This is a genomic window from Marmoricola sp. URHB0036, from assembly GCF_000426045.1.
GTDB lineage: Bacteria > Actinomycetota > Actinomycetes > Propionibacteriales > Nocardioidaceae > Marmoricola.
This window is the reverse complement of sequence record NZ_AUEP01000003.1, coordinates 264,166-290,241: the sequence shown is the minus strand read 5'-3', so window position 1 is coordinate 290,241 and position 26,076 is coordinate 264,166. Positions and strand designations below refer to the sequence as shown.

28 protein-coding genes are annotated in these 26,076 nt (G+C 68.9%); 18 read left to right on the top strand and 10 right to left on the bottom strand.

What is annotated here, in order from left to right; translation table 11 throughout:
- Position 1: 1 nt before the first annotated feature.
- Positions 2–898, bottom strand: a complete 897-nt coding sequence (locus tag H976_RS0101390; protein ID WP_027860064.1) for a nitrous oxide reductase family maturation protein NosD — start codon at positions 896–898, stop codon at positions 2–4.
- Between the two features lie 350 nt (positions 899–1,248).
- Between H976_RS0101390 and H976_RS31055 the strand changes: the two genes are divergently transcribed.
- From H976_RS31055 to arr, 5 genes are all read left to right on the top strand, one after another.
- The gene (locus tag H976_RS31055) at positions 1,249–1,788 is read left to right on the top strand and encodes a VOC family protein (protein ID WP_369758990.1); all 540 of its coding nucleotides are present in this window, start codon (positions 1,249–1,251) and stop codon (positions 1,786–1,788) included.
- 219 nt (positions 1,789–2,007) lie between these two features.
- The gene (locus H976_RS0101375; RefSeq protein WP_027860063.1) at positions 2,008–2,754 is read left to right on the top strand and encodes a hypothetical protein; all 747 of its coding nucleotides are present in this window, start codon (positions 2,008–2,010) and stop codon (positions 2,752–2,754) included.
- Positions 2,755–2,878: 124 nt separating this feature from the next.
- A complete protein-coding gene (locus H976_RS0101370) occupies positions 2,879–3,226 on the top strand; it encodes a YciI family protein (protein ID WP_231388772.1) in 348 nt (115 codons plus the stop codon).
- A gap of 23 nt (positions 3,227–3,249) precedes the next feature.
- Complete coding sequence (locus tag H976_RS0101365; protein ID WP_036223909.1) at positions 3,250–4,542, top strand: RNA polymerase sigma factor; 1,293 nt, start codon at positions 3,250–3,252, stop codon at positions 4,540–4,542.
- Between the two features lie 31 nt (positions 4,543–4,573).
- Entirely contained in the window at positions 4,574–4,984 is a 411-nt protein-coding gene (gene arr, locus H976_RS0101360; RefSeq protein WP_027860060.1) for an NAD(+)--rifampin ADP-ribosyltransferase, read from the top strand.
- Positions 4,985–5,331: 347 nt separating this feature from the next.
- Here arr and H976_RS0101355 read toward each other — a convergent pair whose 3' ends face one another.
- On the bottom strand, positions 5,332–6,150 hold the full coding sequence (locus H976_RS0101355) for an NAD(P)-dependent oxidoreductase (RefSeq protein ID WP_027860059.1): 819 nt from the start codon (positions 6,148–6,150) through the stop codon (positions 5,332–5,334).
- A gap of 61 nt (positions 6,151–6,211) precedes the next feature.
- Here H976_RS0101355 and H976_RS0101350 point away from each other — a divergent pair, with 61 nt between their 5' ends.
- Complete coding sequence (locus H976_RS0101350) at positions 6,212–6,691, top strand: MarR family winged helix-turn-helix transcriptional regulator (RefSeq protein ID WP_027860058.1); 480 nt, start codon at positions 6,212–6,214, stop codon at positions 6,689–6,691.
- Between the two features lie 20 nt (positions 6,692–6,711).
- Here the strand turns inward: H976_RS0101350 and H976_RS0101345 are convergent, their stop codons facing one another.
- From H976_RS0101345 to H976_RS0101335, 3 genes are all read right to left on the bottom strand, one after another.
- A complete protein-coding gene (locus H976_RS0101345; protein WP_027860057.1) occupies positions 6,712–7,284 on the bottom strand; it encodes a dihydrofolate reductase family protein in 573 nt (190 codons plus the stop codon).
- 166 nt (positions 7,285–7,450) lie between these two features.
- Entirely contained in the window at positions 7,451–7,921 is a 471-nt protein-coding gene (locus tag H976_RS23945; protein ID WP_036223907.1) for an OsmC family protein, read from the bottom strand.
- A 145-nt stretch (positions 7,922–8,066) separates the two neighbouring features.
- Positions 8,067–8,927: an aldo/keto reductase gene (locus H976_RS0101335; RefSeq protein ID WP_027860056.1), complete on the bottom strand. Its 861-nt coding sequence runs from the start codon at positions 8,925–8,927 to the stop codon at positions 8,067–8,069.
- A gap of 311 nt (positions 8,928–9,238) precedes the next feature.
- On the opposite strand from H976_RS0101335, the gene H976_RS30260 reads away from it, so the two are divergent.
- Together H976_RS30260 and H976_RS0101325 are read left to right on the top strand one after the other, a co-directional pair.
- A complete protein-coding gene (locus tag H976_RS30260; protein WP_051275929.1) occupies positions 9,239–9,685 on the top strand; it encodes a response regulator transcription factor in 447 nt (148 codons plus the stop codon).
- 83 nt (positions 9,686–9,768) lie between these two features.
- The gene (locus tag H976_RS0101325; RefSeq protein ID WP_027860055.1) at positions 9,769–10,068 is read left to right on the top strand and encodes an ANTAR domain-containing protein; all 300 of its coding nucleotides are present in this window, start codon (positions 9,769–9,771) and stop codon (positions 10,066–10,068) included.
- A 216-nt stretch (positions 10,069–10,284) separates the two neighbouring features.
- On the opposite strand, the gene H976_RS0101320 is transcribed toward H976_RS0101325, so the two are convergent.
- The 3 genes from H976_RS0101320 to H976_RS23935 are packed head-to-tail and all read right to left on the bottom strand — an operon-like array spanning position 10,285 to position 13,042.
- On the bottom strand, positions 10,285–11,142 hold the full coding sequence (locus H976_RS0101320; RefSeq protein WP_231388760.1) for an SGNH/GDSL hydrolase family protein: 858 nt from the start codon (positions 11,140–11,142) through the stop codon (positions 10,285–10,287).
- Positions 11,115–11,756, bottom strand: coding sequence for a response regulator transcription factor (locus H976_RS0101315; RefSeq protein WP_027860053.1), 642 nt, complete (start codon positions 11,754–11,756; stop codon positions 11,115–11,117). Before H976_RS0101315 ends, H976_RS0101320 begins: the two co-directional genes overlap by 28 nt.
- Positions 11,753–13,042 carry an ATP-binding protein gene (locus H976_RS23935; RefSeq protein ID WP_051275927.1) on the bottom strand — a complete coding sequence of 430 codons (1,290 nt, stop codon included), beginning with the start codon at positions 13,040–13,042 and terminating at the stop codon, positions 11,753–11,755. Before H976_RS23935 ends, H976_RS0101315 begins: the two co-directional genes overlap by 4 nt.
- Positions 13,043–13,167: 125 nt before the next feature.
- Between H976_RS23935 and H976_RS0101305 the strand changes: the two genes are divergently transcribed.
- From H976_RS0101305 to H976_RS23930, 3 genes are read left to right on the top strand one after another with little or no spacing between them, the layout of a single operon-like run.
- Entirely contained in the window at positions 13,168–14,505 is a 1,338-nt protein-coding gene (locus H976_RS0101305; RefSeq protein WP_027860052.1) for a PspC domain-containing protein, read from the top strand.
- Positions 14,506–14,532: 27 nt separating this feature from the next.
- Positions 14,533–14,895, top strand: a complete 363-nt coding sequence (locus H976_RS0101300) for a hypothetical protein (RefSeq protein WP_027860051.1) — start codon at positions 14,533–14,535, stop codon at positions 14,893–14,895.
- Positions 14,892–15,230, top strand: coding sequence for a PspC domain-containing protein (locus tag H976_RS23930; RefSeq protein ID WP_036223904.1), 339 nt, complete (start codon positions 14,892–14,894; stop codon positions 15,228–15,230). The genes H976_RS0101300 and H976_RS23930 overlap by 4 nt, the downstream gene beginning before the upstream one ends.
- Before the next feature lie 18 nt (positions 15,231–15,248).
- Here H976_RS23930 and H976_RS0101290 read toward each other — a convergent pair whose 3' ends face one another.
- Positions 15,249–15,995: a MerR family transcriptional regulator gene (locus tag H976_RS0101290; RefSeq protein WP_027860050.1), complete on the bottom strand. Its 747-nt coding sequence runs from the start codon at positions 15,993–15,995 to the stop codon at positions 15,249–15,251.
- A 283-nt stretch (positions 15,996–16,278) separates the two neighbouring features.
- Here H976_RS0101290 and H976_RS0101285 point away from each other — a divergent pair, with 283 nt between their 5' ends.
- The 3 genes from H976_RS0101285 (at position 16,279) to H976_RS0101275 (ending at position 20,326) form a co-directional block, all read left to right on the top strand.
- Positions 16,279–17,418 carry an acyl-CoA dehydrogenase family protein gene (locus H976_RS0101285; protein WP_027860049.1) on the top strand — a complete coding sequence of 380 codons (1,140 nt, stop codon included), beginning with the start codon at positions 16,279–16,281 and terminating at the stop codon, positions 17,416–17,418.
- On the top strand, positions 17,415–19,268 hold the full coding sequence (locus tag H976_RS0101280) for a long-chain fatty acid--CoA ligase (RefSeq protein ID WP_231388759.1): 1,854 nt from the start codon (positions 17,415–17,417) through the stop codon (positions 19,266–19,268). The genes H976_RS0101285 and H976_RS0101280 overlap by 4 nt, the downstream gene beginning before the upstream one ends.
- Before the next feature lie 248 nt (positions 19,269–19,516).
- Entirely contained in the window at positions 19,517–20,326 is an 810-nt protein-coding gene (locus H976_RS0101275; RefSeq protein ID WP_027860047.1) for a sigma-70 family RNA polymerase sigma factor, read from the top strand.
- A gap of 6 nt (positions 20,327–20,332) precedes the next feature.
- Here the strand turns inward: H976_RS0101275 and H976_RS23925 are convergent, their stop codons facing one another.
- The gene (locus H976_RS23925; RefSeq protein ID WP_051275925.1) at positions 20,333–21,301 is read right to left on the bottom strand and encodes a glycerophosphodiester phosphodiesterase family protein; all 969 of its coding nucleotides are present in this window, start codon (positions 21,299–21,301) and stop codon (positions 20,333–20,335) included.
- A 71-nt stretch (positions 21,302–21,372) separates the two neighbouring features.
- Between H976_RS23925 and H976_RS0101265 the strand changes: the two genes are divergently transcribed.
- The 4 genes from H976_RS0101265 (at position 21,373) to H976_RS23920 (ending at position 26,075) form a co-directional block, all read left to right on the top strand.
- Entirely contained in the window at positions 21,373–21,909 is a 537-nt protein-coding gene (locus tag H976_RS0101265) for a YbaK/EbsC family protein (protein WP_027860046.1), read from the top strand.
- A 192-nt stretch (positions 21,910–22,101) separates the two neighbouring features.
- Positions 22,102–24,207 (top strand): MMPL family transporter, encoded by a 2,106-nt coding sequence (locus tag H976_RS0101260; RefSeq protein WP_027860045.1) that lies wholly within the window; start codon positions 22,102–22,104, stop codon positions 24,205–24,207.
- 45 nt (positions 24,208–24,252) lie between these two features.
- Complete coding sequence (locus H976_RS0101255) at positions 24,253–25,284, top strand: LLM class F420-dependent oxidoreductase (RefSeq protein WP_027860044.1); 1,032 nt, start codon at positions 24,253–24,255, stop codon at positions 25,282–25,284.
- Complete coding sequence (locus H976_RS23920; RefSeq protein WP_051275923.1) at positions 25,272–26,075, top strand: glycerophosphodiester phosphodiesterase family protein; 804 nt, start codon at positions 25,272–25,274, stop codon at positions 26,073–26,075. Before H976_RS0101255 ends, H976_RS23920 begins: the two co-directional genes overlap by 13 nt.
- Position 26,076: the final 1 nt, after the last annotated feature.

Genomic DNA, 26,076 nt, shown 5'->3' with positions numbered 1-26,076 from the left:
CCTACGAGCAGGCCACGCCCACGCACTGCAGTGGGTCGCCGTTGCCCTTGGCCTTGTTGCCGCCACCGTCGATCGCCCCGGGCGCGTTGATGCCGAGTGCGGTGTTCTTCCGGGCGTCGTTCCGCGTGATCGTCGTGCTCGCCGAGTCGACGTGGATGCCGTCGATCCCGCTGCGACTGACGTAGTTCTTGACGACGCGCGAGTCGGTCGCGTCGGCGTTGACCTGGATGCCCTGTCCGGTGCTCTGGTCGACGACGTTGGCCTGGACGAGGTTGCGGGCTGCACCCTCCCCGAAGACCGCGATGCCGAAGTCGCCGTTGCGGCTGACCGCGTTGAGCTCCACCACGTTGTCGGTCGAGCCGTCGGTGACCGAGATGCCGAAGGTGTTGCCGACCACCGCGTTGCCCCGCACCCGGTTGTGCGAGCTGAGGCCCAGGGTGACGGCGTCGCGGCCGTTGCCGTGCAGCACGTTCTTCTCCACGACGTGACCGCCACCTCCCGCGAGGTTGATGCCCTGGTCGTTTCCGTAGGCGTTGAGCTTGCTCACCACGGCCAGGGTCGACTCGTCGAGGACGACCGCAGACTGGAAGCCGGTGATCCTGCCGTTGGTGATCCGCACCTTCGTGTGGCCGGCCGCCCGGACTCCGGCGTACGGCGTCGCATAGGCGCCGGGCCCGGTGATGGTGTGCCCGTTGAGGTTCAGCGTCACGCCGTCGGCGCCGATGCTCAGCCCGTCGCCGGACGCATCGCAGGTCAGGTTGCTGGTCAGCGTGGTGTTGCTGGTCAGCACTGCGCCGCACTGCACGGCAGCCGAAGCGGACGACCAAGGCGTCAGCGCCGCCAGCACTCCCCCGACGGTGACGACGGCGAACCGGGACAGCGTGCTGCGAGCGGGCATGAGAGCCCCCTTCGTGAGGAGCGGGGTCCGCTTCACTATCGATGGCCACTCGGCGAACCACCAGCACGGCGTCCGATTGCCGGCGAGTGGACTAGATCGAGGTATGAAGGTGCCCGTGCTCGACGACGGAACAGGGAGGACGCCATGGACCACGACCTGGTCGCCGTGACCAGCGAGCTGCAGGCTTTGGAACCGCTCTTTCACCGCACCGAGAGAGGCACGAGCCGGGCCGACTTCGAGGCCATGACGACCGAGGACTTCTGGGAGGTCGGCGCCTCCGGGGCGCGCTATGACCGAGCGTTCGTCTGGTCGACCCTGGAAACGCGCTACGCCGTGGCGGCTCCGGACGAGTGGTCCACCGACGACTTCGCCTGCCGGCCCCTGAGCGCCGACACCTACCTCGTCACCTACCGCCTCCGACAGCGCGACCGAACCTCGCGTCGCGCCACGATCTGGCAACTGGTCAACGGCGACTGGCGTGCGCTCTACCACCAGGGGACCGAAGTCGGTACCAAGAGGCACGGGGCGCCAGCGTCACCCGCATCCTCCGATTGCCGGACGGAACCATCGCGACCGTCGATCTCGACGTGCGTGGACTGCCTGTCGCCCTGGCCGAACCGCTCCCCGGAACCGGCCTGGCGACCCCGTCGATGAACGGTACGTCGGTGGGCGCCTACCGGCTGACGGTCGAGGACGCCGTCGCGGCCATGGCCACAGCTCTGGGGGCCGGGGCGACGGTCAGCGTCGAGGTCTGGAATGCGTTCTGGGGCGTGCGCACCGGGGAGGTCCTGGACCCATCCGGTCACCGCTGGGCCTTCGATCAGCCCCTCGAAGAAGTGTCGGTCCAGCAGATCGAGTCGCAGCTGGCCCTGCTCCTCACGGGACGCTGACGGAACCTCAGATCCTGTCCGACGACCTGACTCACCGCACGCTGCGAGACAACCCACCCGGACCGCGACGAGCGTTGCTAGTCTTCTCGAGCCCGTGCACGACAGCGAGGAGGTGGTACCCGTGAACGATTCGACGTGGGTGCTCCTCTGCGGAGCCACGGTCGGGCGGTAGGTCGTCCGGGAGCGCCGTACACACGAGCACTCCCGAAAGGCACGACCATGCACTTCATCACCGAAAGCCGCCTCGATGACGGCATCCTCGAACGTGAGTTCACCCTCGGCGACATCCCCGGAATCCTGTGGACTCCCCCATCGGCACCAGCGCCGCTGATCCTGCTGGGGCACCCTGGCGGACTACGCCAGATGTACCCCCGGCTGGCGGCGCGAGCCCGACGCTCCGCGGCCGACGGCTTCGCTGCTGCCACCATCGAGCTCCCCGGGAGCGGTGACCGCCCCCGGTCAGCCGACGCCGACCAGGCACGAGCAGATCTGCGCCGGGCGATGGCGGCCGGAGAGCCGGTCGACGAGATCGTCGACCGCTTGGTCCTCCCACTGGTCGAGCGAGCGGTGCCGGAATGGCGGACCGCCCTCGACGCGCTGCTGGCACTGCCAGAGATCCGCGGGCCGGTCGCGTACTCGGGCGGCGTGATCGCCATCGGTGTCCGGCTGGCGCTCGTCGAACCCCGCATCGTGGCCGCCGGCCTCTTCGCCGGCAGCTTCGTCCCCCGGGTCATGTTCGACGAAGCCCGTCAGGTGACGACCCCGCTACACGTCCTGCTGCAGTGGGACGACGAAGGAAACGACCGCCAGCTGGCACTGGACCTGTTCGACGCCTTCGGCTCCCGCGAGAAGACGCTCCAGGCCAACCTGGGCGGTCACACGGGCGTGCCACAGTTCGCAGGTGAGGACGCGGCCAGGTTCTTCGTCCGGCACCTGAACGATCGGTCGGCGCTCCCCCCGGGGTGACGGCGAAGAAAGTTCGAGGGCCGATGTCGAAACACCCGGCCGCCGTTCGACGTACGTGCGACAAGCAAGCCACCGGCAACCAGTAGGAGTGATCGAGATGCCGCGTTTCATGGGATTCGTGAGGATGGAAGAGGGCGTCGGTACGCCGCCCAAGGAGCTGTTCGAGGCGATGGACACCTACATCGCCGGACAGGCCGAGAAGGGTGTGTTCCTCGACGGCGGCGGTCTCTACGGGACCGAGGACGCCGTCAACTTCGTGGTCCGCAAGGGCGAGGTCAGCCGGGTCGACGGACCGTACGCCGAGGCCAAGGAGGTCGTCGGCGGCTGGGCCATCATGCAGTACGACACCCTCGAGGACGCCGTGGCCGACCAGCAGGAGTTCGCCGCGCTGCACGCGAAGTACTGGCCCGAGGTCACCGTGATCTCGACCCTGCGCCAGATCTCCGACGGCCCCGAGGCCCCTGGCGACTGAACAGGTCTCACTACGCTGGCCTGGTGCCGGCAGAGACGAGACCGAGCGGCCCGATCGAGGCCGTCTACGCCGCGTGGCGGGCCGAGTCGGCCCGCCTCGTCGGCGCTCTCACCCGGATGACCCGGGATCTGGACCTCGCCGAGGACCTGGCGCAGGACGCACTCGTGGCGGCGCTCGAGCAGTGGCCCTCCACCGGCGTACCCGAGAATCCGGGCGCGTGGCTGATGACCACCGCGAAACGACGCGGCATCGACCACTTCCGACGCTCCGACACCCTGCGCCGCAAGGTCGCCGAGGTGGCACATGCGCGTGGCGGGGAGGAGGACGAGATGCCAGACCTCGACAGCCAGGTCGACTACATCGAGGACGACGTCCTGCGGCTCATCTTCCTGTCCTGCCACCCGTCCCTGACCGCCGAGTCCCGGGCGGCACTGACGCTGCGCCTGGTCGGGGGGCTCACCACCGCCGAGATCGCCCGCGGGTTCCTGACCTCCGAGTCCGCCATGGGGCAGCGCATCTCGCGAGCCAAGAAGACGCTGTCGGCCGCTCACCCCGAGTTCGAGCTGCCCTCCGGGCCGGATCGGACGCGACGCCTCGACGACGTGATGGCCGTGATCTACCTGATCTTCAACGAGGGCTACACCGCCACCGCTGGTGAGGACTGGATGCGTCCCGACCTGGCGAGCGAGGCGATGAGGCTCGCGCGCATGCTCGCCGCCCTCGCCCCCGAGGACCCGGAGGTGCTCGGACTTCAGGCGCTGCTGGAGATCCAGGGCTCGCGCATGGCCGCCCGGCTCGACGAGCACGGTGCACCGGTCCTGCTGGAGGCGCAGGACCGGACGCGTTGGGACCAGCTGCTGATCCGGCGCGGGCTGGCCGCCTTGACGCAGGCCGAGCAGCTGGCCGCGCGCGGGAAGCCGGTCGGGAAGTACTTCTTGCAGGCCTCGATCGCCTCCCAGCACGCCCGTGCCGCGCGTGCCGAGGACACGAACTGGCGCCGGATCGCAGCCCTGTACGACGTCCTGGCCGACGCCGCGCCGGGCCCGGTCGTCGAGGTGAACCGGGCCGTGGCACATGGACGGGCCTTCGGTCCCGATGCCGGGCTCGCCGTACTGGAGGGGATCGACGCAGGCGAGCTCGGTGACTCCTCCCTCGTGGCGAGCGTGCACGGAGACCTCCTCGAGCGGGCCGGGCTGCACGGGCAGGCAAGCCAGTCGTTCACGGAGGCGGCCGCGCGCACCAGGAACGAGAGCGAGCGCGCCCTCCTGCACCGTCGGGCCGAACTGAACCTGGCGCGCGCGTCCAAGCCGACCTGATCCAGCGTTGGTGTCCCCGTAGGCTGTGGCGGTGAGCGACGTGCTGGACGAGGGACCGTTCTTCCACGGCACCAAGGCCGATCTTCGGGTGGGCGATCTCCTCACGGCAGGCAACCGGTCGAACTACCGGCCCGAGGTCGTGATGAACCACATCTACTTCACCGCGCTGGTCGACGGGGCCGGCCTCGCCGCGGAGCTCGCCGCGGGCGACGGTGCTCCACGGGTGTACGCCGTCGAACCGACAGGCGCCTTCGAGAACGACCCGAACGTGACCGACAAGAAGTTCCCCGGCAACCCCACCAGGTCCTACCGCAGCCAGCACCCGCTCCGGGTCGTCGACGAGGTGACCGACTGGACCCGGCTCACCCCCGAGGCCCTCCAGGCCTGGCGCGACCGGCTGGCGGCGATCCTCGCCGATGAGCGTGGCGAGATCATCAACTGAGCTGTAGCGGACTCGAGGCGAGAGGGGCTACCTCACGGAGCATTCGTGCTTTCGTCGTCGACCACGTTCTCCGGGGGGTCTTCGGGAGCGTCACCGGGTGGCGCCAGGTCATGGGGATCAACCCAGTCGTCGCCATCCCAGTAACCGTGCTGTCGCCGATCGTCGAGGTTTCGGTACCAGCCTGCCGGATTGTTCTTCAACAGGAGTCCCCCGAATCGTGGCCCCGGACGCGCTCCGCCAGGGCTTCTGAGCTGTGCTTGACGGTAACCCCATCGAGCCAGGCATGTCGGACAACACCGAAAGCCGTGCGCGCCACGTCCTGGCCGGGCTGAACGCCTGTCGGGCGGTCAGAGGATCTCGTCGGCGGCTGCCTCCCAGATCGTCGGGACCGAGGGTCGGAACCCCAGCCCTCGCAGGAAGGAGGAGTCCATGCGCCCGGCCCAGGGGTTGGCCAGGGGTTGTGCAGATCCGTCGATCGGTGTGCCGGCGAGGCGGGCCATGTCGAAGACCGTGACGGGGGCGTCGTCGGTCACATTCGCGATGTGGCCGTCGAGCGCTCCACTGAGCGCCAGACGCACAGCGACCGCCACGTCGCGGTGGTGGGCGACGGAGTAGGTGTGCGCGGGATGGAGGCCGAACCGGGTCGCCAGGGCAGGCATCGAAGCCAGATGCCCGTCACCATCGCCGTACACGAACGGCAGCCGCAGCACCGACCAGGTCAGGCCGCTGGCGCGGAGCAGTGCCTCGGCGGCCACCTTGCTGGCTGGGTAGGCCGCTGTGGGGCTGCAGGTGTCGCTCTCCCGGCCGGGTCGGGCTTGGTCCTGGTCGTAGACGTTGCCGGTGCTGGCCATCACGAATCGAGCGCGAGGAGCATGGGCTGTGACGGCGTCGATGAGGTTGCGCGTGCCGTCGAGGTTGGCTCTCCAGATCGCGTCCTCATCGTCGGTGCGGAAGAGCGCAGCGAGGTGCACCACCGCGTCGACTCCCTGGACCGCTGCTACGAGGCTGTTCGGATCGTCCAGGTCTGCCCGCACGGGCGTGGCATCGGCCCGCACCGGCCGGTCGCTGCGAACCAAGGCCCGGCAGTCGTGCCCGTCGGCGATCAGCCGGGGTAGCAGCCGCGAGCCGACGAGTCCGGTGGTGCCAGTGATCAGCACAGTGCTCATGATCATCCCTTTCACTGATTGTCAGGCCTACTGACGATCAGCGTAGCAGTACGCTTCCGGTGTGGACAGCGACGACGGACCCGGACCGCAGCTGCGCGCACGGCTTGGGTACCTGCTCAAGCACGCGTTCTTCGAGCTGGAGGAGCTGCACAGCGTGCACCTGGCGCGCGGTGCCGTGAACGTCCGCGAGCTCTCGGTCCTGCTTCTCCTGGACGGCCGGGAGCCCGAGTCGCAGCAGCAGGCGGCAGGTCGCCTCGGGGTCGATCGAACGACGATGGTCGGGCTCCTCGACGGGCTGGAGGGCAAGGGCCTGCTGTCGCGGCAACCGGACCCGGCAGACCGCCGCCGCAATGTCGTCGTCCTCACCAGCGCAGGCCGGCGGGCGCTCAAGGACGCCAAAGCCGCCAGCGACCGGGCCGAGCGCGAGCTGCTAGCCGATCTGTCCTCCACGGAAGCACGCCAGCTCCGCGCGCTGTTGGCCCGCATCGTCGCCTCGTCCTCGTCGCCGGCTCCATCGCGTGACGAAGACAAGCGTTCGTGATCGCCCTGCTTCTGCTGGGTTCACCTGACGACGTCGTACACGAGCTTGTGCAGGCCGTTGGAGTATGACTCGCTCTCGACCACGGTCAGCATCTGCTTGTCCTTGTCGGTGCTGCTGAACAGCCGCTTGCCGGCACCGAGCAGGGTCGGGAAGACGAGCAAGTTGTAGCGGTCGACCAAGCCGACGTCTGCAAGGTTGGCGCCGAGCCGGGCGCTGCCGTGGATGATGATCGGTCCCCCCTCGGTCTCCTTGAGTGCGGCCACGTCGTCGGTGGAACGCAGGATGTGGACGTCGCCCCAGTTCGTCACCAGATCGGACTCCTGGAGGGTTGTGGAGACCACGTACTTCGGCATGGCCTTGTAGCCGGCGAAGTAGTCGAGGTCCGGCCAGACCGGGGAGAACGCCTCGTAGCTGACCCGGCCGATCATCATGGCTGCTGCCTCTTCCTGCTCGCGGCCCTTGATCTCGTAGGACTCATCCACGTGCTTGATGTCCTTGAAGGTCCAGCCGCTGTTCCTATAGCCGGGCTCGCCGCCGGGTGCTTCCATGACGCCGTCGAGCGAGACGAAGGCGGTGACGATCAGGGTGCGCATCTTGGTTCTCCTCTGTGTGGGTATGTTCCTTGGACCCACCACGAACGGCGAGCACCGGATACGACACTTCAGCAGAACTTTTTTCGAGATGACCCGATCTCGCTCACCCGAGCGCCATATCGAAGGGCGGCCGCGGCGCTGCCACTCATGAAGCCCGACAACGTGCTCAGTCGTCGGAGAGTTCGGATGGCCGCGCCAGGGTGACCAGGACCGGGGTGCCGAGCTGCACTGTCCGGCCGACCGTACAGAGCCGATCGTTGGACCGCTCGAGCGCTATCGGGAGGATGCTCCGGGCGGCGTCACCCCCTGCGTCCTCGGGATAGCGCAGGTCAAGAACGACCTCGATGTCGACGAGGTGGTTGCCTGCGCCATCGCGGACCTTGCGAGCGCTGGAGCTGAGCCGGCCCGACTCGGCCTCGGCGCGCTTGCCAACGATGTAGTCGACATCCATCGCAGTGCACGCCGCGAGGGCAGAGAGTAGGAGCTCGACCGGCGTGAAGGCAGCGTCGTCGCCCTCGCCGACCTCGATGGACCCGCCTCGGCGGTTGGTCGCGACGTAACGGGCTTTGCCCTGGCGCGTGAGCTCGACGTACCTCGATGCGTCAGGGTTGGTGGCCTCGCTGGGATGCACAGTCATGGATCGAGCCTAGGAGGCTGGGGAGACCCGCCGCACTTCGAAGACACGCCGGCAACCGCCGCGCTGCTGGTCTCCCTGCTGCTGGTCGCCCGTGCGGTCGGCTCCCTCGGCGGCTGAACCGGTCAGCCCGAGAGCTGTCGGCGGTTCACGCAGCCGAGCTGAGCGCCTCGAACTCCGCGTCGGTCAGCTCGATCGCCGCCGCGGCGGTGTTGGAGTCGAGGTGGTCGACGCTCGAGGTGCCCGGGATCGGGAGCATGACGGGCGACCGCTTCAGCAGCCACGCGAGCGCCAGCTGTGACGGGGTGGCGTCGTGCTCCTTGGCGGCCGCGGCCAGGGGACCGTCGGCGCTGGAGAGCTCGCCGGTGGCCAGCGGGAACCACGGGATGAAGCCGATGTTCTCCCTGGTGCAGTGGTCGAGGAGCTCCTCGGCGTCGCGGTTGGCGAGGTTGTAGAGGTTCTGCACCGACACGATCTCGGCCGTCTTCTGGGCCTCTTGGAGGTCCTCGACGCTGACCTCGGAGAGCCCGATGTGGCGGATCTTGCCCTCGTCCTGGAGCTGCTTGAGCTCGCCGACCTGGTCGGCCACCGGGTACGCCGGGTCGATGCGGTGCAGCTGGAACAGGTCGATGCGGTCCAGGCCGAGACGGCGCAGGCTCAGCTCGACCTCCTGGCGCAGGTACGCCGGCTGCCCCAGCGGGGTCCACAGGCCCGGACCTTGGCGGGTCAGGCCGGCCTTGGTCGCGACGACCACGTCGTCGGCGTACGGGTGCAGGGCCTCGCGCAGCAGGTCTTCCGCGACATAGGGACCGTAGGAGTCAGCGGTGTCGAAGAAGGTGATCCCGATCTCGACCGCCCTGCGCAGCACCCGAAGTGCCTCGTCGTGGTCCCGCGGCGGACCCCAGACGCCCTCCCCGGGCAGCTGCATGGTGCCGTAGCCGAGACGTACGACGGGCAGGTCACCGCCCAGCTCGAAGGTGCCGGACGGGGCAGCAAGATTCTCGGTCACGCGGTCTCCCTTGGTTGAATCGAGGAATGTCTCTCCTGCCCCAAGGAATCCCATGCGCCCGATGTTCCCGTTTGCGACGGTCGGGTTTCCCGAGACGCAGCCCCCGGCACCGCTCTTCGGGGCCAGGAGCACGCGCGCCCCGACTGCGAGGGACCGCGGACTCCTGTCGTCTGGTGCCCCACAAGTCGAGCCTCTATGTTGTGGATGAGTGCGGACGTCCCAAGCCTCACCCACCACGTGAGTCGGACATATCGGCACCTGATCCGGGTACACGTCCCGGACCCCGTACGAACCGGACACGAGGTGCACGGATGGACCCAACCGAGGGCACGGTCGCTCACCGGGTGGTGATCGTCGATGACTCCGAGGACATCCGACTCGTGTACCGCTTGGCGCTCGAACGTCAGCACGACTTCGAAGTCGTCGCGGAAGCGGCCAACGGCGAGGAAGCCCTGCAGGTGATCCACGAGCATCAACCCGACGTGGTTCTGCTCGACATCGCCATGCCGGAGATGGATGGGCTGCAGGTGCTGCGCCAGGCCCGGCACGACTCACCGGAGTCCATCGTCGTCATGCTCAGCGGGATTGCGGAAACTGCGGCCGCGCCGAGTGCGGTGGAGCATCGAGCCCATGGGTACATCCGCAAAGGCGGCGCGGTCGAGGAGTTCGTCGCGACGCTTCGCGAGGTCGTGGAGGTCCAGCTCGAACGCCGCGAACGTGCCAGCACGGGTCGAGGTGCACCCACCCCCCTGGACTAGGTGCTCTCAGGTACCGGTCGGGGTGGCAAAGGCCGTTGCAAACCCGCAGTGTCGCTGGTCGCTCCACGTCATATATTTCTACTGTGGAGGAGCAGGATCCCGCCGAGGCTGACGAGCGCATCGCTCACCTGTTGGTGGCCTTGGAGCACCGCACCGTGCTGGGGCAGGCCACTGGCATCGTGATGGAGCGCTACGAGATCGATGCCGACGCGGCGTTCCGCACGCTGGTCCGGCTCGCATCAGATCACAGGCGCAAGGTCTATGAGATCGCTCAAGAGCTGGTGGCGACGCGCTGTGTGAGGGGACTGCGAACTCAACCGCGGAAGGGACCATCGGTCCGAGTTCCTCGGGCGGTCGCTGATCCACAGGACAGCGCTTCCTGACTGCTCGACTCATGCGTCGACTGCGCACACGCTTCGTTCATCGGCATGACGAGGGTGGTGAGACGTGGGGCGTGCCCGCCGTGCTCGCACCCGCGGGCGTGAGCGTGTCTCACCCGAAGGAGAGACTCGACGGACACGCAGCCAACTCAGTACCCGATGCTCGGCGAAAGACGCATCCAGCGCGGCACGACTGAGCAATGGCGACCTGCCCTACGGCTAAGACGGATCGACGATCTGGGCCACGGGTTCGAGGGCGGGGCGCTTGGGCAGGCGGTTGTCACCGGTCGAGCGACCTCGGACGTGTCGCACGAACCACGGCACCCAGAAACGAGCGAGCCACTCGGCATCCTCGACGCTGCTTCGCCACCACGCGCGCGGCGACAGCGGCGGCAACGACTCCTGCCACGACGGGTCCGGGCGTACGCCGAGCACGTCGGCGAACGCGACGGCGAGACGGGTGTGCCCGGCCGTGTTGAGATGCAGCCGGTCGTGGGTCCACCAACGGGGGTCGTTGACCGCCGGGTAGGCCTCGAAGTCGACGAGCACCACACCGTGACGGGCGGCCGCGTCCCGGATGGCGGCATTGAGCGCGCGCACCCGCGGCGTCAGGCGCCGCGCGATGCTGAAGCTGGCACCTGGGTCCGGGAACGTGCAGCCGATGACAGTGGCGCCGATGCCGCGCAACGCGGCGTACATGTCCTCCAGGTCGGTCATCGTCTCTTCCAGGTCGAACGAGCCCAACACGTCGTTCGCGCCCGCCATGACACTGGCCAGATCGGGGTTCAGCCCGAGCGCCGGCTCCAGCTGGTCAGCACGGATCCGCCTCGTCCGGCGGCCCCTGATGGCAAGGTTCGCGTACAGCAGGTCCGGGTTGCGCTCGGCCAGGTACACGGCAAACCGGTCCGCCCACCCACGGATGCCCCCGTGTGCGTCGAGATCGTTCATCCCCTCGGTCTGGGAATCTCCAAGGGCGACGTACCGATGGAACAACACTCGATGATTATCCAGATGTGGGGCCGATCGGATCAAGCCGAATTCGATCTGCTTCAGAGCAGGCGGCGGTCCGTGGCCCACCGGGTGAGCTCGTGGCGTGAGGAGAGCTGGAGCTTGCGGAGTACCGATGACATGTGGGTCTCGACGGTCTTGATCGAGATGAACAGCTCGGCGCCGACCTCCTTGTAGGAGTAGCCGCGGGCGATGAGGCGCATCACCTCGCGCTCGCGCTCGGTGAGGCGGTCGAGATCCTCGTCGACGGCGGCGACCTCGATGGTGCCGGCGAAGGCGTCGAGGACGAAGCCGGCCAGGCGCGGGGAGAACACGGCGTCGCCCTGGGCCACGCGCTCGATCGCGGCGACCAGCTCGGGGCCGGTGATGGTCTTGGTGACGTAGCCGCGGGCGCCGGCGCGGATGGTGCCGATCACGTCCTCGGCGGCGTCGGAGACCGAGAGGGCCAGGAAGCGGGTGTTCCCCGCCTTTCCCGTCGTACGGCGCATCACCTCGGCGCCGCCTCCGCCGGGGAGGTGTACGTCGAGCAGCACGACCTCGGGCTGGTGGGAGATGACAGCCTGCACGGCCTGGTCCACGTCGGCCGCCTCGGCGAGCACGTTGACGGCGGTGCCGAGCTCGGAACGCACCCCGGTGCGGAACATGGCGTGGTCGTCGACGATGACGACGGTTCGGGGGCTCATGGGGTGGTCTCCTTGGGTCGGTTGACACGTGTGGGGAGGGAGAGCCGGACCTCGGTGCCCTCCCCCGGGACGCTGCGGACCGTGCCGGTACCGCCGTGGCGCTCCATGCGCCCGACGATGCTGCCCCGGATCCCCTGGCGGTCGTCGGCGACGTGTTCGGCGTCGAAGCCGGTGCCCCGATCGCGTACGAACACCTCGACTCCGCTCGGGGTGGCCTCGGCGTAGACGTCGACCGTGCTGACCCCGGAGTGCTTGGCCGCGTTGGTGATCGCCTCGCGGGTCGCCAGCACGAGCGGGCGGTCCTCCTCGGACACCGGGGCGTCGCCGACGCAGACGACCTCGACGTGCACGCCGTGCGCGTCCTCGACCTCGGCCGCGACGGCGCGCAGGGCGGCCGCGAGGGTGGCCGGTCCTTCGGCCGAGGAGTCGAACAGCCACGACCGGAGGTCACGCTCCTGCGCGCGGGCCAGCCGCGTGACGGTGGCCGGGTCACCGGCCGAGCGCTGGATCAGCGCCAGGGTCTGCAGCACCGAGTCGTGGAGGTGGGCGGCGACGTCAGCGCGTTCCTCCGAACGCACCCGGGCCTCGCGCTCCTCGCTGAGGTCGGAGGACAGGCGCAGCAGCCACGGCCCGACCATGAAGCCGAGGCCGAGGATCCCGAAGGCCGCGGCCAGGCCGACGTTGAGCGCGACGCTGAGGCTTCCCGATCGCAAGGAGAACAGCACGATCGCGCCGATCAGCAGCATCAGGCCGGCGACGATCCGCAGCCAGGCCTTCCAGCCTCCGCCACCGACGATCGCGCGCAACGGGTTCATCCGTCGCGACGGGTCCAGCCACCGCTGCCGCTGCGCCTCGTCGGCCTGCCACCACAGCACGGCCACACCGGCACCGGCCAGCAGCAGCGGCCCGAAGGAGAGGCTCTGGCCGGTGGCCAGCGTCACGAGCAGGAGTACGCCGATCGCGATCGCGCCGACCGCGACGAGCGGTCCGTAGTCGGCCAGCCGGCGCTCTCGACGGCCGCCCCGCTTGCCCTGACGACTGGCCGCGTCCAGGCCGGGTGCCTGCGGGGTGGTGTGCCGTTGGGTCGGCATGAACATCCAGAGGCCGGCGTACAGCACCGCACCGAAGCCGCCGAAGGCGACCAGCGCCAATAGGCCGATGCGCACCCACAACGCCGGCAGCCCGAGGTGCTGGGCCAGCCCGGACGCGACACCGCCGAGCCACCGGTCGTCGGTGGACCGGTAGGCACGTCGAGGTGCGTACGACGGGGAAGCAGTCGGGTTCATGACCTGCACATCGTGTCACCCGGGCCCCTGAGCCCACATCAGGTGAACACCCTCAGACGAAAGGCCCCAGATATCAGGACTCTCCCCGATACCGCCTGACCGCGCGGGCGGACACGATGGATGACATGAACGAGCCCAGAGACACCCCCGGTGGCCCCCAGCAGGGCAACGCCACCGGCACCGCCGACGCACCCAACCAGGGTCCCCGCGTCAGCGGCCAGCAGATGCGCGACGTCAACCGTCTTCGCCGCAGCCGCACCGACCGCTACATCGCCGGTGTGGCCGGAGGTCTGGGTCGTCACTTCGACATCGACCCGACCGTCATCCGGGTGCTGCTCGTCGTGCTCACCTTCTTCGGTGGCGCCGGGATCCTGGTGTACGGCGTCGTCTGGCTGTTCGTCCCCGAGGACGGGGAGAAGGACGCCCCGATCGCGATGAACTCGGAGGTCCTCAAGGTCGTGCTGATCGCGACCGGCGCGATCGCCCTGATGATCGTGTTCGGCACTCCGTTCTTCAACCACGGCTGGGGCTGGGGCTTCCCCTTCCCGCTCCTGGTGATCGCGGTGGTCGTGGTCGCCATCTTCGCGACGCGCGACCAGCGCCGCCGCAACGCGCCGCCCCCGCCGCCGCCCTGGGGCACTGCTCCCCCTGCCACCGCTGCGGCCACGCCCACCTATGCCCCGACCTCTGCTCCGCAGGAAGGAACGACCATGAGCACCACCGACACGCAGACCGATCCCTACCCCACGGCCCGCTACCAGACCGGCTACGACTACCGCGGCAACCAGCCGCCGCCGGCCTGGATGCCGCCGCCTCCCCCGGCGTACCTCCCGCCGCCGCGGCCGCGGCGCACCGGGATGGTGCTGTTCTGGCCGACACTCGCGCTGATCGCGATCGCGCTCGGGACGCTCGGCATCTTCGACGTCAACGACTCGATCGACCCCTCGGCGTACGTCGCCCTGGCCGTCGCCATCACGGCGGTGATGCTCCTGGTCGGCGCCTTCGTCGGTCGTCCCGGCGGCCTGATCGCGCTCGGCATCTTCGCCAGCCTCGGCCTGGGTGCGACCAGTGCGGTGGAGGCCTCGACCGACTGGCAGACCGGCGGCGAGACCATGAGGGTGGCCCCGGTCAGCTCGATCGGCGTGCAGGACACCTACAGCGTCCCGAACGGCCAGATCACCCTCGACCTCTCCCGGGTCCGTGACGTCGCGGCCCTCGACGGTCGGGAGATCGACGTCCACCTGAACGCGGGTGAGATCGACGTGACGCTGCCGCGCGGTGTGAACGCCATCGTCGACGCCGACATGCACTTCGCCGGCGACATCAACGTCGCCGGGTCCGAGCGCAGCGGATTCGACCAGTCGCTGATGCGGACCATCACCGGGTCGACCGACCCGAGCGCTCCCACCATCACCCTCAACCTCGACGCCCGCGCCGGCCAGATCACCGTCGACCGGCCCTGACCACAGCTCTTCCGAAGGAGAACCACCATGTCCGACCCCACCTACAACCAGCCCCCTGCCGACCGCAGTGTGAAGGTCCCGCACCTCGTGTTCGGATTGCTCTTCCTCGGCGTCGCCGGCATCTGGGCCCTGGGCGCCAGCGACGCGATCAGTGGCGAGCACCTGGCCGTCCTCGGCCCCGCGGTGCTCATCCTCGCCGGCGTCGTCGGCCTGGCCGCGAGCCTTGCCAACGGCCGCAACCGCCGCCGCCGCGACATCCCGGCGACGTACTCACCCGAGAGCCACGACAGCACCGCCGAGTACGCCGAGTACGCCGAGCCGAGCTACCCGACCACCGACGTCGCCGACGACGGCGACGACGGCGACGAGCCCACCGAGGAGATCCGATGACCGAGCAGCAGACCAACCAGCCGACCGACCAGTCGACTGACCAGTCGACCGACCAGCAGACTCACCAGCAGGCGCAGACCCAGCCCCCACCGCCGGGTCAGGCTCAGGGCCAGACACCGGGCTACTACCAGGGGCAGTACCCGCCTCCGCCGTACCGCCGGCTGACCCGCACCTCGTGGGACGCCCCGATCAGCGGCGTCTGCGGCGGGCTGGCCCGCTACTTCGGGCTGGACCCCACCCTGGTACGGGTGCTGGCCGTGCTGCTCGCGGTCTTCACCTTCCCGGCCGCGATCATCGCCTACATCGTGGCGTGGGCCGTGATGCCGAAGGAGTGACCCCGGAACGAGCCGGGGTCAGGTCCCCGTCTGGGGCGAGGACTCGGAGAGCGAGCGGGTGATGACCTCGTTGGCCGCCCGCTGGAAGCCGGCAACGACCGCCTCGAGCGTCAGCTGTCGCAGTCGCGACATCGTCTGCTCGAAGGCGGCCTTGTCGGCTTCGCTGTGCTCCTGGCCACGGAACGGGGCGAGCACCCGGGTGCGCAGGATGTGGGTGAGCTCGTCGGCGAGCAGGTCCATGTGGCGGTTGATCGCCTGCGCGGCCTCCTCCATGGAGTCGACCGGGATGTCGAGCTCGTAGAGCTTGAGGGCCACGTCGAAGGAGGGCAGCGGCTCGTAGCGGTCGCCCTCCACCCGGATCGCGTAGATGTTCACCAGTCGCTGGATCTCGTCGTCGTCGAGCTTGCGACGAGCGCGGGTCTCGAGCTGGCGGCGGGTCATCGACTCGCGCCTGCCGGCTCCCCACGAGGTGAGCATCGCGCGCTGCAGCGCGAGGTCCTCGACGCTGGCGTCGTCGGGCACGCGGGCGAGGTACTTCTCGATCGCCGCCAGCGTGAACCCATGGTCCTGGAGACCGCGGATCAGCTCCAGCCGGGCCCGGTGCGCCGGCGTGTAGTAGGCCATCCGGCCGCGCCGGGTCGGCGCGGGCAGCAGCCCGAGCCCGGCGTAGTAGCGCGTGGTGCGCACGGTCATGCCGGTGGCAGCCGCGAGCTCGTCGACGGTGTAGAGCTCGTCGTCCGGCCCCAGATCGCGCTCGACGCTCACGTCGTCCCACCTCTCAGCTGAGATTCGTGACTGTAACAGTAGGACTGGCACATTGCTCCTGCCATCGGGTTCGCGCGGCGGGTGACGGCGTACGGCGTCGTGCGCCTCGAGGGCGGAGCGACAAGTCGGGTGGGGCTGGCGGGTGATTCTGGAGGCGGTCGGCCGAAGTATCACCCTCCCGGCAACAGTTTCCCCGGGCGCCCGGGGAAACCGCCTCCCACCTTGAACTCTGACAGGCTTGCTGTAACAGTTGCCCTGTCACCGTCACCCCGAAGGGACACCCATGCCCGACCTCTACACCTCCGAGCACGAGGACTTCCGCAAGACCGCGCGCACGTTCTACGAGCGCGAGGTCGTCCCCCACCACGACCAGTGGGAGCAGGACGGGATCGTGCCTCGGGAGCTGTGGGTCAAGGCGGGCGAGGCGGGGCTGCTCTGCTTCGACGTCCCGGAGGAGTACGGCGGTCCGGGGGTCGACGACTTCCGCTACAACGTGATCGTCTCCGAGGAGCAGACCCGGGCGGGTGTGAGCGGCCCCGGCTTCTCGGTGCACACCGACATCATCGTTCCCTACCTGACCAGCCTCGGCACCGACGAGCAGAAGCAGCGCTGGCTCCCGGGCACCGTCTCCGGCGAGACCATCACCGCGATCGCGATGACCGAGCCCGGCGCGGGCAGCGACCTCCAGGGCGTGCGCACCACCGCCGTCGACAAGGGCGACCACTACCTGCTCAACGGCTCCAAGACCTTCATCTCCAACGGCATCCTCGCCGACCTCGTGATCGTGGTCGCGCGCACCGACCCCGAGGCCGGCCACAAGGGCATCAGCCTGCTCGTGGTCGAGCGCGGCATGGACGGATTCGAGCGCGGCCGCAACCTCGACAAGATCGGCCTGCACGCGCAGGACACCGCGGAGCTCTCGTTCACCGACGTCGTCGTGCCCAAGGAGAACCTCCTCGGCGAGGAGGGCAAGGGCTTCATCTACCTGATGATGAACCTGCCCCAGGAGCGGCTGATCATCGCCGCCCAGGCGGTCGCCGCCGCCGAGGCCGTCGTCGAGATGTGCCTCGACTACGCCAAGACCCGTGAGGCGTTCGGCAAGCCGATCGGCAAGTTCCAGCACAACCGCTTCCTGATCGCCGAGATGGCGACCGAGGTCCGGGTCGCACGTGCGTTCATCAACGAGTGCCTGAGCAAGCACCTCGACGGCAAGCTCACTGCGGTCGACGCCTCGATGGCGAAGTGGTGGTGCACCGAGCTGCAGAACAAGCTGGTCAACCAGGGCGTGCAGCTCCACGGCGGCTACGGCTACATGATGGAGTTTCCCATCGCCAAGGCCTATCTCGACAGCCGCATCTCCACCATCTACGGCGGCACGACCGAGATCCAGAAGGAGATCATCGGTCGTAGCCTCGGGTTGTGACCACCGTGCCGTCCGACGTGCTCGCCGAGCGCCAGCAGATCGAGGCGCTGATCGAGGGACGCAGCATCGCCGACGCCTTCGCCGACACGGTGCACGAGCTCGGTGACTCCCCCGCGTTCTCCGACAAGATCGGCATCGAGGGCGCCGGCTGGCGCACGCTGTCCTGGCACGAGGTGCGTGAGCAGGGCCTCGACCTCGCCGCCGCCTTCGTCGAGCTCGGCGTGCAGCCCGGCGACCGGATCGCGATCATGGCCACCAACCGGCTCGAGCACGTGCTGGCCGACATCGGCGCCATGCACGCGGGCGCGACCTCGATGTCGATCTACAACACCCTCTCCCGCAGCCAGGTGGCGTACGTCGCCGAGCACTCCGCCCCGGGCGTGGTCGTGCTCGAGACCGCTGACCACGTCGACCGCTGGACCGACGCGATTGCCACCGGCGTCATCGAGCACCTCGTGACGATCGATGCCGACGACAAGCCCGAGGGGGCGATCACCTGGGACGAGCTGCTGGCGCTGGGCCGTTCGAAGAGGGAGGAGCACGCCGCCGAGGTCGACCAACGCTGGCGGGCCATCGATCCCGACCACCCGGCGACCATCCTCTACACCTCCGGCACGACCGGCCATCCCAAGGGAGTGGTGATCACCCACCACAACGTGCTGTTCGAGGTCGAGAGCAGCAACCGCACGGCCGCGCTCGAGGGCGAGAACATCGGTGTCTCCTACCTCCCCTTCGCGCACATCGCGGAGCGGGTGCTCGGCATCTACATCCCGCAGGTCGACGGCGCCCACGTCCACCTGATCGGCGACCCGGCCCAGCTGGTCGGCGCGCTCGGCGAGGTCAGGCCGACCCGGTTCTTCGGCGTACCCCGCGTCTGGGAGAAGATCCAGACCGGTATGGGCGGCCTGCTCGCGATGGAGACCGACGAGGCGAAGAAGAAGGCGGTCGCCGACGCGATGGCCGTCGGCCTGGAGTACGTCGAGTCGCTGCAGACCGGTCACGAGACCAGCCCCGACCTCCAGCAGAGGTTCGACGCCGTGCACGCCGCGGTGCTCGGTCCGATGAAGGCCATGCTCGGACTCGACCGCGTCACCTGGGCCGGCAGCGCGTCCGCGCCGATGCCGATCGAGACCGCCCGGTTCTTCGCCGGCCTGGGCCTGTCCATCTACGACATCTACGGGATGACCGAGACCACCGGCTCGGTCACGGCGTGCGGCCCGCACAGCTTCCGGCTCGGCACCGTCGGTCGCGCCCAGCCCGGCATCGAGATCGCGATCGCCGACGACGGCGAGATCCTGACCCGCGGACCGGTGAACACGAGCGGCTACCACAAGAACCCTGTGGCGAGCGCCGAGCTGATCGACGACGACCGCTGGGTGCACACCGGTGACATCGGCGAGCTCGACGACGACGGCTTCCTGAAGGTGGTGGACCGCAAGAAGGAGATGATCATCACCTCCTCGGGCAAGAACATCGCGCCGTCCAACATCGAGAACCTCCTCAGGGAGAGCCCTCTCGTCGGGCACGCGCTGGCCTACGGCGAGGGCAAGCCGTACGTCGTCGCGATCCTCACCCTCGACCCGGATGTCGCTCCGGTGGTCGCAGGCAAGCTCGGGGTTGCCTACGACGGCCTGGCCGACCTCGCGCAGCAGCCGGAGATCCTCGGCATGGTCGAACAGGCCGTGCACACGGCGAACGACCGGCTCTCCCGTCCTGAGCAGGTCAAGAAGTGGACGCTGCTGCCGGTCGAGTGGACCGCCGAGTCGGCCGAGCTCACCCCCACCCTCAAGCTCAAGCGTCGCGTCGTGCACAGCAACTACGCGGAGGCGCTGGAGGCGCTGTACGCGTGAGCCAGGTCGGCGGCGCGGGGACCAGAATCGGGGGGTTGCGGCGACGCCCGGTTGAGGCGTTCGCGGCGACTCCCGGCTCGGTGCACACTTGTAGCCCGCCCAGAAAGGGCTAAGGTGGGCGAAACGCGTCGCCCGTCTGGGCGGCGGGTGTCTCGTTGAAGACAACGACCTGGCGCCTGGGTGTCGCCTGAGCGGCACTCGCGACCCTCTGACTCCGCACCATGGAGTCCGTGCCAGGTCGGTGAGCCATGACAGCAGTCGTCCACTCCGAGAGATCCCAGCGCCCTTCCCGTCAAGAACGCAACGAGCACACCCGAGACCTGTTCCTCCAGGCCGCGGCGACCTCCTCGGCCGAGGAGCGGGCGCGACTGCTCGAGAGCGTGATCGTGCTGCACGTCGACCTCGCCCACGCCGAGGCGGCTCGCTACCGGTCCCGCGGCATCCCGCTGGACGACCTGCGGCAGGTGGCGGCGCTCGCGCTGACCAAGGCCGCACGCGGGTACGACGTGAGCAGCGGTCACGACTTCCTCTCCTACGCCGTACCGACCATCCGCGGCGAGCTGCGCAAGCACTTCCGCGACCACGGCTGGATGATCCGTCCTCCGCGCCGGATCCAGGAGCTGCAGTCGCGGATCAACGCCGCCGAGAGCGAGCTGTCCTACCGGCTCGGCCGGTCGCCCCAGCCCGTCGAGATCGCCGACCACCTCGAGGAGTGCACCGAGTCGGTGATCGAGGCCCTCGCCAGCGACGGGTGCTTCGTCCCGGCCTCCCTCGACCACACCGTCGGTGCTGACGGCAGCACCACGCTGGGCGACCTGCTTCCCGGTGAGGACACCGACCACGAAGCCTCCGAGGCGCGGGTGATCCTGCGACCGGTGCTGCGCCGGCTCGGCGAGCGCGACCGGCAGATCCTGTCGATGCGCTTCTACGAGGGGCTCACCCAACGCGAGATCGCCGAGCGCATCGGCGTGACCCAGATGCAGGTGTCGCGGCTGCTGACCAGGATCCTGGCGCAGCTGCGCTCGGGCGTCGGCGACGTCCCCGTCGGCGACCGCTGAGCCCGGCTACAGCGCGATCGCGCCGACCCTGTCTGCGCGCACCGAAGCGGCCACCTCGGGGAAGTCGGTGACCAGGCCGTCGACCCCGAGGTCGAGCAGACGAGACACCTCGGTGGCCGCGTCGCCGTGCTCGCGGGCCGGACCGCCACTGCGCAGGTTGGCGGGCAGGTGCGAGTTCTCGCTGCGCAGCGTCCACACCAGTACGTCGAGCCCGGCCCGAAACGATGCCTGCACACCGGGACCTGGTTCGCCGACGTTGCCCGCGGCGTCACGAGGCAGCACCAGGTGCTTGCTGAGCCCGACCGCCGAGGCGTAGCCACCGATCTTCTGCATCCGCCGGAACCGCACGGAGTCGTGCTCGTCGACGAGCTGGACCATCTCGACCTGGAGGTCACGACGCAGCTGCTTGAGCACCTCGGCCTCGAAGGACATCACGCTGACCGGACCGAGCGAGGAGTCCAGGCGCCGCTCGCGGAGGATCGCGACGAGCGACTCGTGCAGCGGCATCCGCAGGTCGCGGAAGAGCGCAGCGTGCTTGATCTCGATGTGCACACCGAGCGGGCGGCCTGCCCGGGCCGACTCCTGCTCACGCAGGTCGAGCAGCTCCTCCAGGGTGAGCACCGGCAGGAGGTCGTCGTACATCGCACTGCCAGGACGCTTCTTCGGCCAGCGCTCACGCGCCCGCAGCTCCTTGAGCTCCTCGAGGAAGAAGTCCTGCACGAACCAGCCGTCCACGACCTCGCCGTCGACCTCCATCGTGCGTCGCTTGGACGCAAACTCCGGACGCGTGGCGACGTCCGTCGTCGGGGCGAGGTCGAGATCGTGGCGGCAGACCAGGATGCCGTCGCGGGTGCACACCACGTCGGGCTCGACCGAGTCGGCGCCGCTGCGCCAGGCGAGCTGGTAGGCGAGGGCCGTGTGCTCCGGTCGGTGGCCGCTGGCACCGCGGTGTCCGATGACGAGTGGTCCAGTCACGCCTCCACCGTCGTCGGCTCGGGTGACGGGACGGTGAAGTGGGCTCGAACGCAGCACCTACGGTGGTCGTCATGCAGACGATCGGCACCCTGACGCTCCAACCCGCACTCGACCATCCCGACCTGCTCGGCGCGCCGGTGCGCGCCGCCCTCGAGACCTGGAACCACGCCGCCGAGGTCCTCGTCGCGGCGATCGATCCGGAGTTCGCGGACACCGCCGCGATGAGCGAGCGCTACGACTGCCCGCTGGACGCCGGTGCCAACTGCGTCGTGGTGATGGGCAAGCGCGACGGCGACGAGCGGATCGCCGCGTGCGTCGTACGCGCCGACACCCGGGCCGACGTGAACACCGTGGTCCGCAAGGTCCTCGACGTGCGCAAGTGCTCCTTCCTCGACCACGACCGCGCGGTTGCGGAGACCGGCATGGAGTACGGCGGCATCACGCCGCTGGGTCTGCCCGCCGAGTGGCGCGTGCTGGTCGACACGGCCGCCACCGAGATCGACCTCGCGATCATCGGCAGCGGGATCCGTGGGTCGAAGCTGTTCGTGCCGGGACGACTGCTCGGCGAGCTTCCTGGTGCCGAGATCGTGCCCGATCTGGCCCGCTGATCCCGCTTCGCACCGCCAGCCTCGTTGCGGGGGTCAACCGCTTCGAAAAAGGTCGGCGAAACTGTCACACCTGCGGGCTAGATTCTGTCTTCTTGGTGAGGCGGGCAGCGATGAGTTCCCATCGTTCTCGGGGTCTGTCTCAGGGCAAAACCCGATAGCGCCCAGGGGCGCGTGGCTGATGGAGTGACCCCCATGCATCGTCAGATCGCCGGCAAGCTGACCGGTCGCGTCACCAAGTGGTTCGTGCTCGCCTTCTGGATCATCGCGTTGATGGGCCTCGGCAGCTTCGCCGGCAAGCTCACCGAGGTCCAGAACAACGAGGCCTCGTCGTGGCTCCCCGGCAACGCCGAGTCGACCCAGGCCCTGGAGAAGATGAAGCCCTTCCAGGACCCCAACGCGATCCCGACCACCGTTGTCTACGAGAAGAAGACCGGGTTCACGCCCACTGACCTCGTGACGATGAAGGACCAAGCCGCCCAGCTCCAGGACATGAAGTACGTCGACGGCAAGGTGATCGGCCCGATCCCGTCCGAGGACGGTCGAGCCGCCCAGACCGTCGTGACCTTCAACGTCGGGTCCGACGGGTGGAACAAGATGCCCGACATCGGCGACGACATCCACAAGATCGCCAAGATCGACGGCGGCACCGTGCTGCTCGCGGGCTCTGGCGGCCAGGCGATCGACTCCGCGGAGGCCTTCGCAGGTCTCGACAGCACCCTGCTCCTCGCCGCCCTGCTCGTGGTGATCGTGCTGCTCCTGTTCACCTACCGCAGCCCGATTCTCTGGATCCTGCCGATCTTCTCCGTCGTGGTGGCACTGGCGTCCTCGCTCGGCCTGATCTACTTCCTGGCCAAGTACGCCGACCTCACCGTCAACGGGCAGAGCCAGGCCATCGTGTCGATCCTGGTGATCGGTGCCGGCACCGACTACGCCTTGCTCCTGGTCGCGAGATATCGAGAAGAGCTCCGTCGTCACGACGACCGGCACGAGGCGATGGCCTTCGCGCTGCACCGCGCCACGCCGGCGATCATCGCCAGCGCGAGCACCGTCATCGTCGGCATGCTCTGCCTCACCCTGGCCGACATGAACTCCACCGCCGGCCTCGGGCCGGTGTGCGCCATCGGCATCGCGGTCACGCTGCTGTCGATGATCACCCTGCTGCCGGCGCTCCTGGTCATCTTCGGCCGCTGGATGTTCTGGCCGAAGCGCCCCGCCTTCGGCTCCGACGAGCCGACCAGCCACGGCATCTGGGCCCGCGTCGGTGCGTTCATCCGGCCCCGTCCGCGCCAGGTCTGGATCATGACCACGCTCGCGCTGGGCGTCTGCGTCCTCGGCGTACTCACCCTGAACACCAACGGTCTCTCCACCGAGGACTCCTACACCAAGCAGTTCGACTCGGTGAAGGGGCAGAACGTGCTGACGGCCCACGGCCTGGCCGACAACTCGACGCCGGTGATGGTCGTGGCCAACGCCGACAAGGCCGACGACGTCGCCAGCGCGATGACCGGGATCAAGAACCTGGAGGACCCGAGCAAGCCGGTCGTCAAGGACGGCGTCGCCTTCATCACCGCCAACCTGACCGTCGACTCGACCACCAACGCCGCCTTCGACACGGTCGACACGGTCCGCTCGAAGGTCCATGCGGTGGACGGCGCCGATGCGCTCGTGAGCGGCACCTCGGCGATCCTCGACGACATGCTCAAGGCCAACACTCGCGACTCCAAGGTGATCATCCCGGTCACCCTGATCGTGGTGCTGCTGATCCTGATGCTGCTGCTGCGTGCGCTCACCGCGCCGCTGATCCTGATCGGCACCGTGGTGCTGTCGTTCGGCACCGCCATCGGACTGGGGGCGCTCGCGTTCAAGTACGTCTTCGACTACCCCGCGGTCGACCCGAGCTATCCGTTGTTCGTGTTCGTCTTCCTGGTCTCCCTGGGCATCGACTACAACATCTTCCTGATGACCCGGGTCCGGGAGGAGACCGCCGTCCGCGGCACCCGCGAGGGCTCCCTCGTCGGTCTGGCTGCCACGGGCGGGGTGATCACCTCGGCCGGGCTGGTGCTGGCGGCGACCTTCGGCATCCTCGCCTCGCTGCCACTGGTGTTCCTCGTCGAGCTCGGTTTCACCGTCGCCCTGGGGGTGCTGATCGACACGATCATCATCCGCTCGGTGCTGGTGACCGCGATCAACCTCGACCTCGGCAGCAAGATCTGGTGGCCGAGCAAGCTCGACCGCGGTGAGAACCACATCTCGGAGACCGAGCTCCCGCCCACCCACCGCGAAGGCGTCCCGGTCTAGTGCCCGGAGTGGCTTCATGATCGTGACACCATTACTGTCACGGTCATGAAGCTCTCCACGGCCCTGATGTACAACGGCAACCCCCGCGACGCCGCCGACCAGGTGGCCGCGCTCGAGCAGGCCGGGCTGGACACCGTCTGGGTGGCCGAGGCCTACGGCTTCGACTCGCCCACGCTGATGGGCTACCTCGCCGCCAAGACCGAGACCATCGAGATCGGGTCGGCGATCCTCAACGTCTACTCCCGCACGCCGGCGTTGCTCGCGCAGACCGCGGCCGGGCTCGACAACGTCTCCGGCGGCCGGGCGATCCTCGGGCTCGGCGCCTCCGGTCCGCAGGTGGTCGAGGGCTGGCACGGCATGTCCTATTCCAGGCCGCTGGGCCGTACCCGGGAGGCCATCGAGATCATCCGGGCCGCGATGCGGCGCGAGAAGCTCGAGTTCCAGGGCAAGAGCTTCACCCTCCCGCTCCCCGCGGACGAGGGGACCGGTCTGGGCAAGCCGCTGAAGATGCTCACCCACCCCGAGCGCGACAGCGTGCCGATCTACATCGCCGCCCTCGGACAGAAGTCCGTCGAGGGGACGGCGGAGTACGCCGACGGCTGGCTGCCGTTCCTCTTCACCCCCGAGGGGGCCGACCGGGTCTGGGGCGAGGCACTCGCCGCGGGCGGCGCCAAGCGCTCCGCCGACCTCGCGCCGCTCGAGATCGCAGCCGGGGGCATGGTGGCGGTCGGTGACGACGTCAAGGGACTGCTCGACTTCGCGCGGCCGTTCTTCGCCCTCTACATCGGCGGCATGGGGGCGCGCGGCAAGAACTTCTACAACGACCTCGCCTGCCAGTACGGCTACGAGAAGGAGGCCAAGGAGATCCAGGACCTCTACCTCGACGGCAAGAAGAAGGAGGCCGAGGCCGCGGTGCCGCTCGAGATGCTCGAGCAGGCCAACCTCGTCGGGCCGGAGTCCTACGTCAAGGAGCGCATCGAGGCCTTTCGTGAGGCGGGCGTGACCAACCTCCAGATCGCCCCGGCTAGCGACGACAACCCGGCGCTGGTGCGCCAGCTGAAGGAATGGGTCAGCTGACCTTCGACCTGCAGGCCCACCGCGGTGGCGCCGGCCTCGCCCCCGAGAACACGATCGAGGCCTGCGCGAACTCGCTGCGGATCGGGGTCAGCACCCTGGAGTGCGACGTGCACATCACGGCCGACGGCGTACCCGTGCTCAGTCATGAGCGCACGTACGCCGGCCGGCTGATCGCCGTACACACCCTGGCGGAGCTGGCCCCGATCGCCACCCTGCACGAGCTGGTCGAGCTGCTCGAGCACCAGCGAGCCGACGAGGTCGGACTCAACGTCGAGACCAAGTTCGACGTGCTCCACCCCGACGAGAACGCGCCTCGGGAGCGCTTCGTCGACACCATCCTCGAGGTGCTGCGCGACGCCGGAATGCTGCACCGTGCCTCGATCCAGAGCTTCGACTGGGCCGTGCTGCGGCTCGTCCGCGCCGCGGCGACGGAGCTGTCCCTGAACGCGCTCACCAACACCGACTACCTCGAGGTCGACCGACCCGGCGCCTCGCCCTGGCTCGCCGGCATCGACATCGACGACTTCCACGACAGCGTGCCCGCCGCCGTGAGCTACCTCGGTTTCGACGCCATCTCACCCAGTCACACGATCCTCACCCATGCCATGGTCGCGGAGGCCCACGAGGCGGGCCTGCGGGTGCTGCCGTACACCGTCGATGCCGCCGACTCCATGCGCCGGCTCGTCGAGTTCGGGGTCGACGGGATGATCACCAACCGCCCCGACGTTCTCCGGACGGTGCTGGCCGAGATGGACGTGCCGCTGCCTCGCTCCTACCCACGGATAGCCTGAG

Excerpts from the sequence above, each read along its gene's own strand:
- H976_RS0101390 (WP_027860064.1), bottom strand. The coding sequence starts at position 898 with ATGCCCGCTCGCAGCACGCTGTCCCGGTTCGCCGTCGTCACCGTCGGG.
- H976_RS0101375 (WP_027860063.1), top strand. The coding sequence starts at position 2,008 with ATGCACTTCATCACCGAAAGCCGCCTCGATGACGGCATCCTCGAACGT.
- H976_RS0101370 (WP_231388772.1), top strand. The coding sequence starts at position 2,879 with ATGGAAGAGGGCGTCGGTACGCCGCCCAAGGAGCTGTTCGAGGCGATG.
- H976_RS0101355 (WP_027860059.1), bottom strand. The coding sequence starts at position 6,150 with ATGAGCACTGTGCTGATCACTGGCACCACCGGACTCGTCGGCTCGCGG.
- H976_RS0101345 (WP_027860057.1), bottom strand. The coding sequence starts at position 7,284 with ATGCGCACCCTGATCGTCACCGCCTTCGTCTCGCTCGACGGCGTCATG.
- H976_RS23945 (WP_036223907.1), bottom strand. The coding sequence starts at position 7,921 with ATGACTGTGCATCCCAGCGAGGCCACCAACCCTGACGCATCGAGGTAC.
- H976_RS30260 (WP_051275929.1), top strand. The coding sequence starts at position 9,239 with ATGGACCCAACCGAGGGCACGGTCGCTCACCGGGTGGTGATCGTCGAT.
- H976_RS0101315 (WP_027860053.1), bottom strand. The coding sequence starts at position 11,756 with ATGAGCCCCCGAACCGTCGTCATCGTCGACGACCACGCCATGTTCCGC.
- H976_RS23935 (WP_051275927.1), bottom strand. The coding sequence starts at position 13,042 with ATGAACCCGACTGCTTCCCCGTCGTACGCACCTCGACGTGCCTACCGG.
- H976_RS0101305 (WP_027860052.1), top strand. The coding sequence starts at position 13,168 with ATGAACGAGCCCAGAGACACCCCCGGTGGCCCCCAGCAGGGCAACGCC.
- H976_RS0101300 (WP_027860051.1), top strand. The coding sequence starts at position 14,533 with ATGTCCGACCCCACCTACAACCAGCCCCCTGCCGACCGCAGTGTGAAG.
- H976_RS23930 (WP_036223904.1), top strand. The coding sequence starts at position 14,892 with ATGACCGAGCAGCAGACCAACCAGCCGACCGACCAGTCGACTGACCAG.
- H976_RS0101285 (WP_027860049.1), top strand. The coding sequence starts at position 16,279 with ATGCCCGACCTCTACACCTCCGAGCACGAGGACTTCCGCAAGACCGCG.
- H976_RS0101275 (WP_027860047.1), top strand. The coding sequence starts at position 19,517 with ATGACAGCAGTCGTCCACTCCGAGAGATCCCAGCGCCCTTCCCGTCAA.
- H976_RS0101265 (WP_027860046.1), top strand. The coding sequence starts at position 21,373 with ATGCAGACGATCGGCACCCTGACGCTCCAACCCGCACTCGACCATCCC.
- H976_RS0101260 (WP_027860045.1), top strand. The coding sequence starts at position 22,102 with ATGCATCGTCAGATCGCCGGCAAGCTGACCGGTCGCGTCACCAAGTGG.
- H976_RS0101255 (WP_027860044.1), top strand. The coding sequence starts at position 24,253 with ATGAAGCTCTCCACGGCCCTGATGTACAACGGCAACCCCCGCGACGCC.
- H976_RS23920 (WP_051275923.1), top strand. The coding sequence starts at position 25,272 with ATGGGTCAGCTGACCTTCGACCTGCAGGCCCACCGCGGTGGCGCCGGC.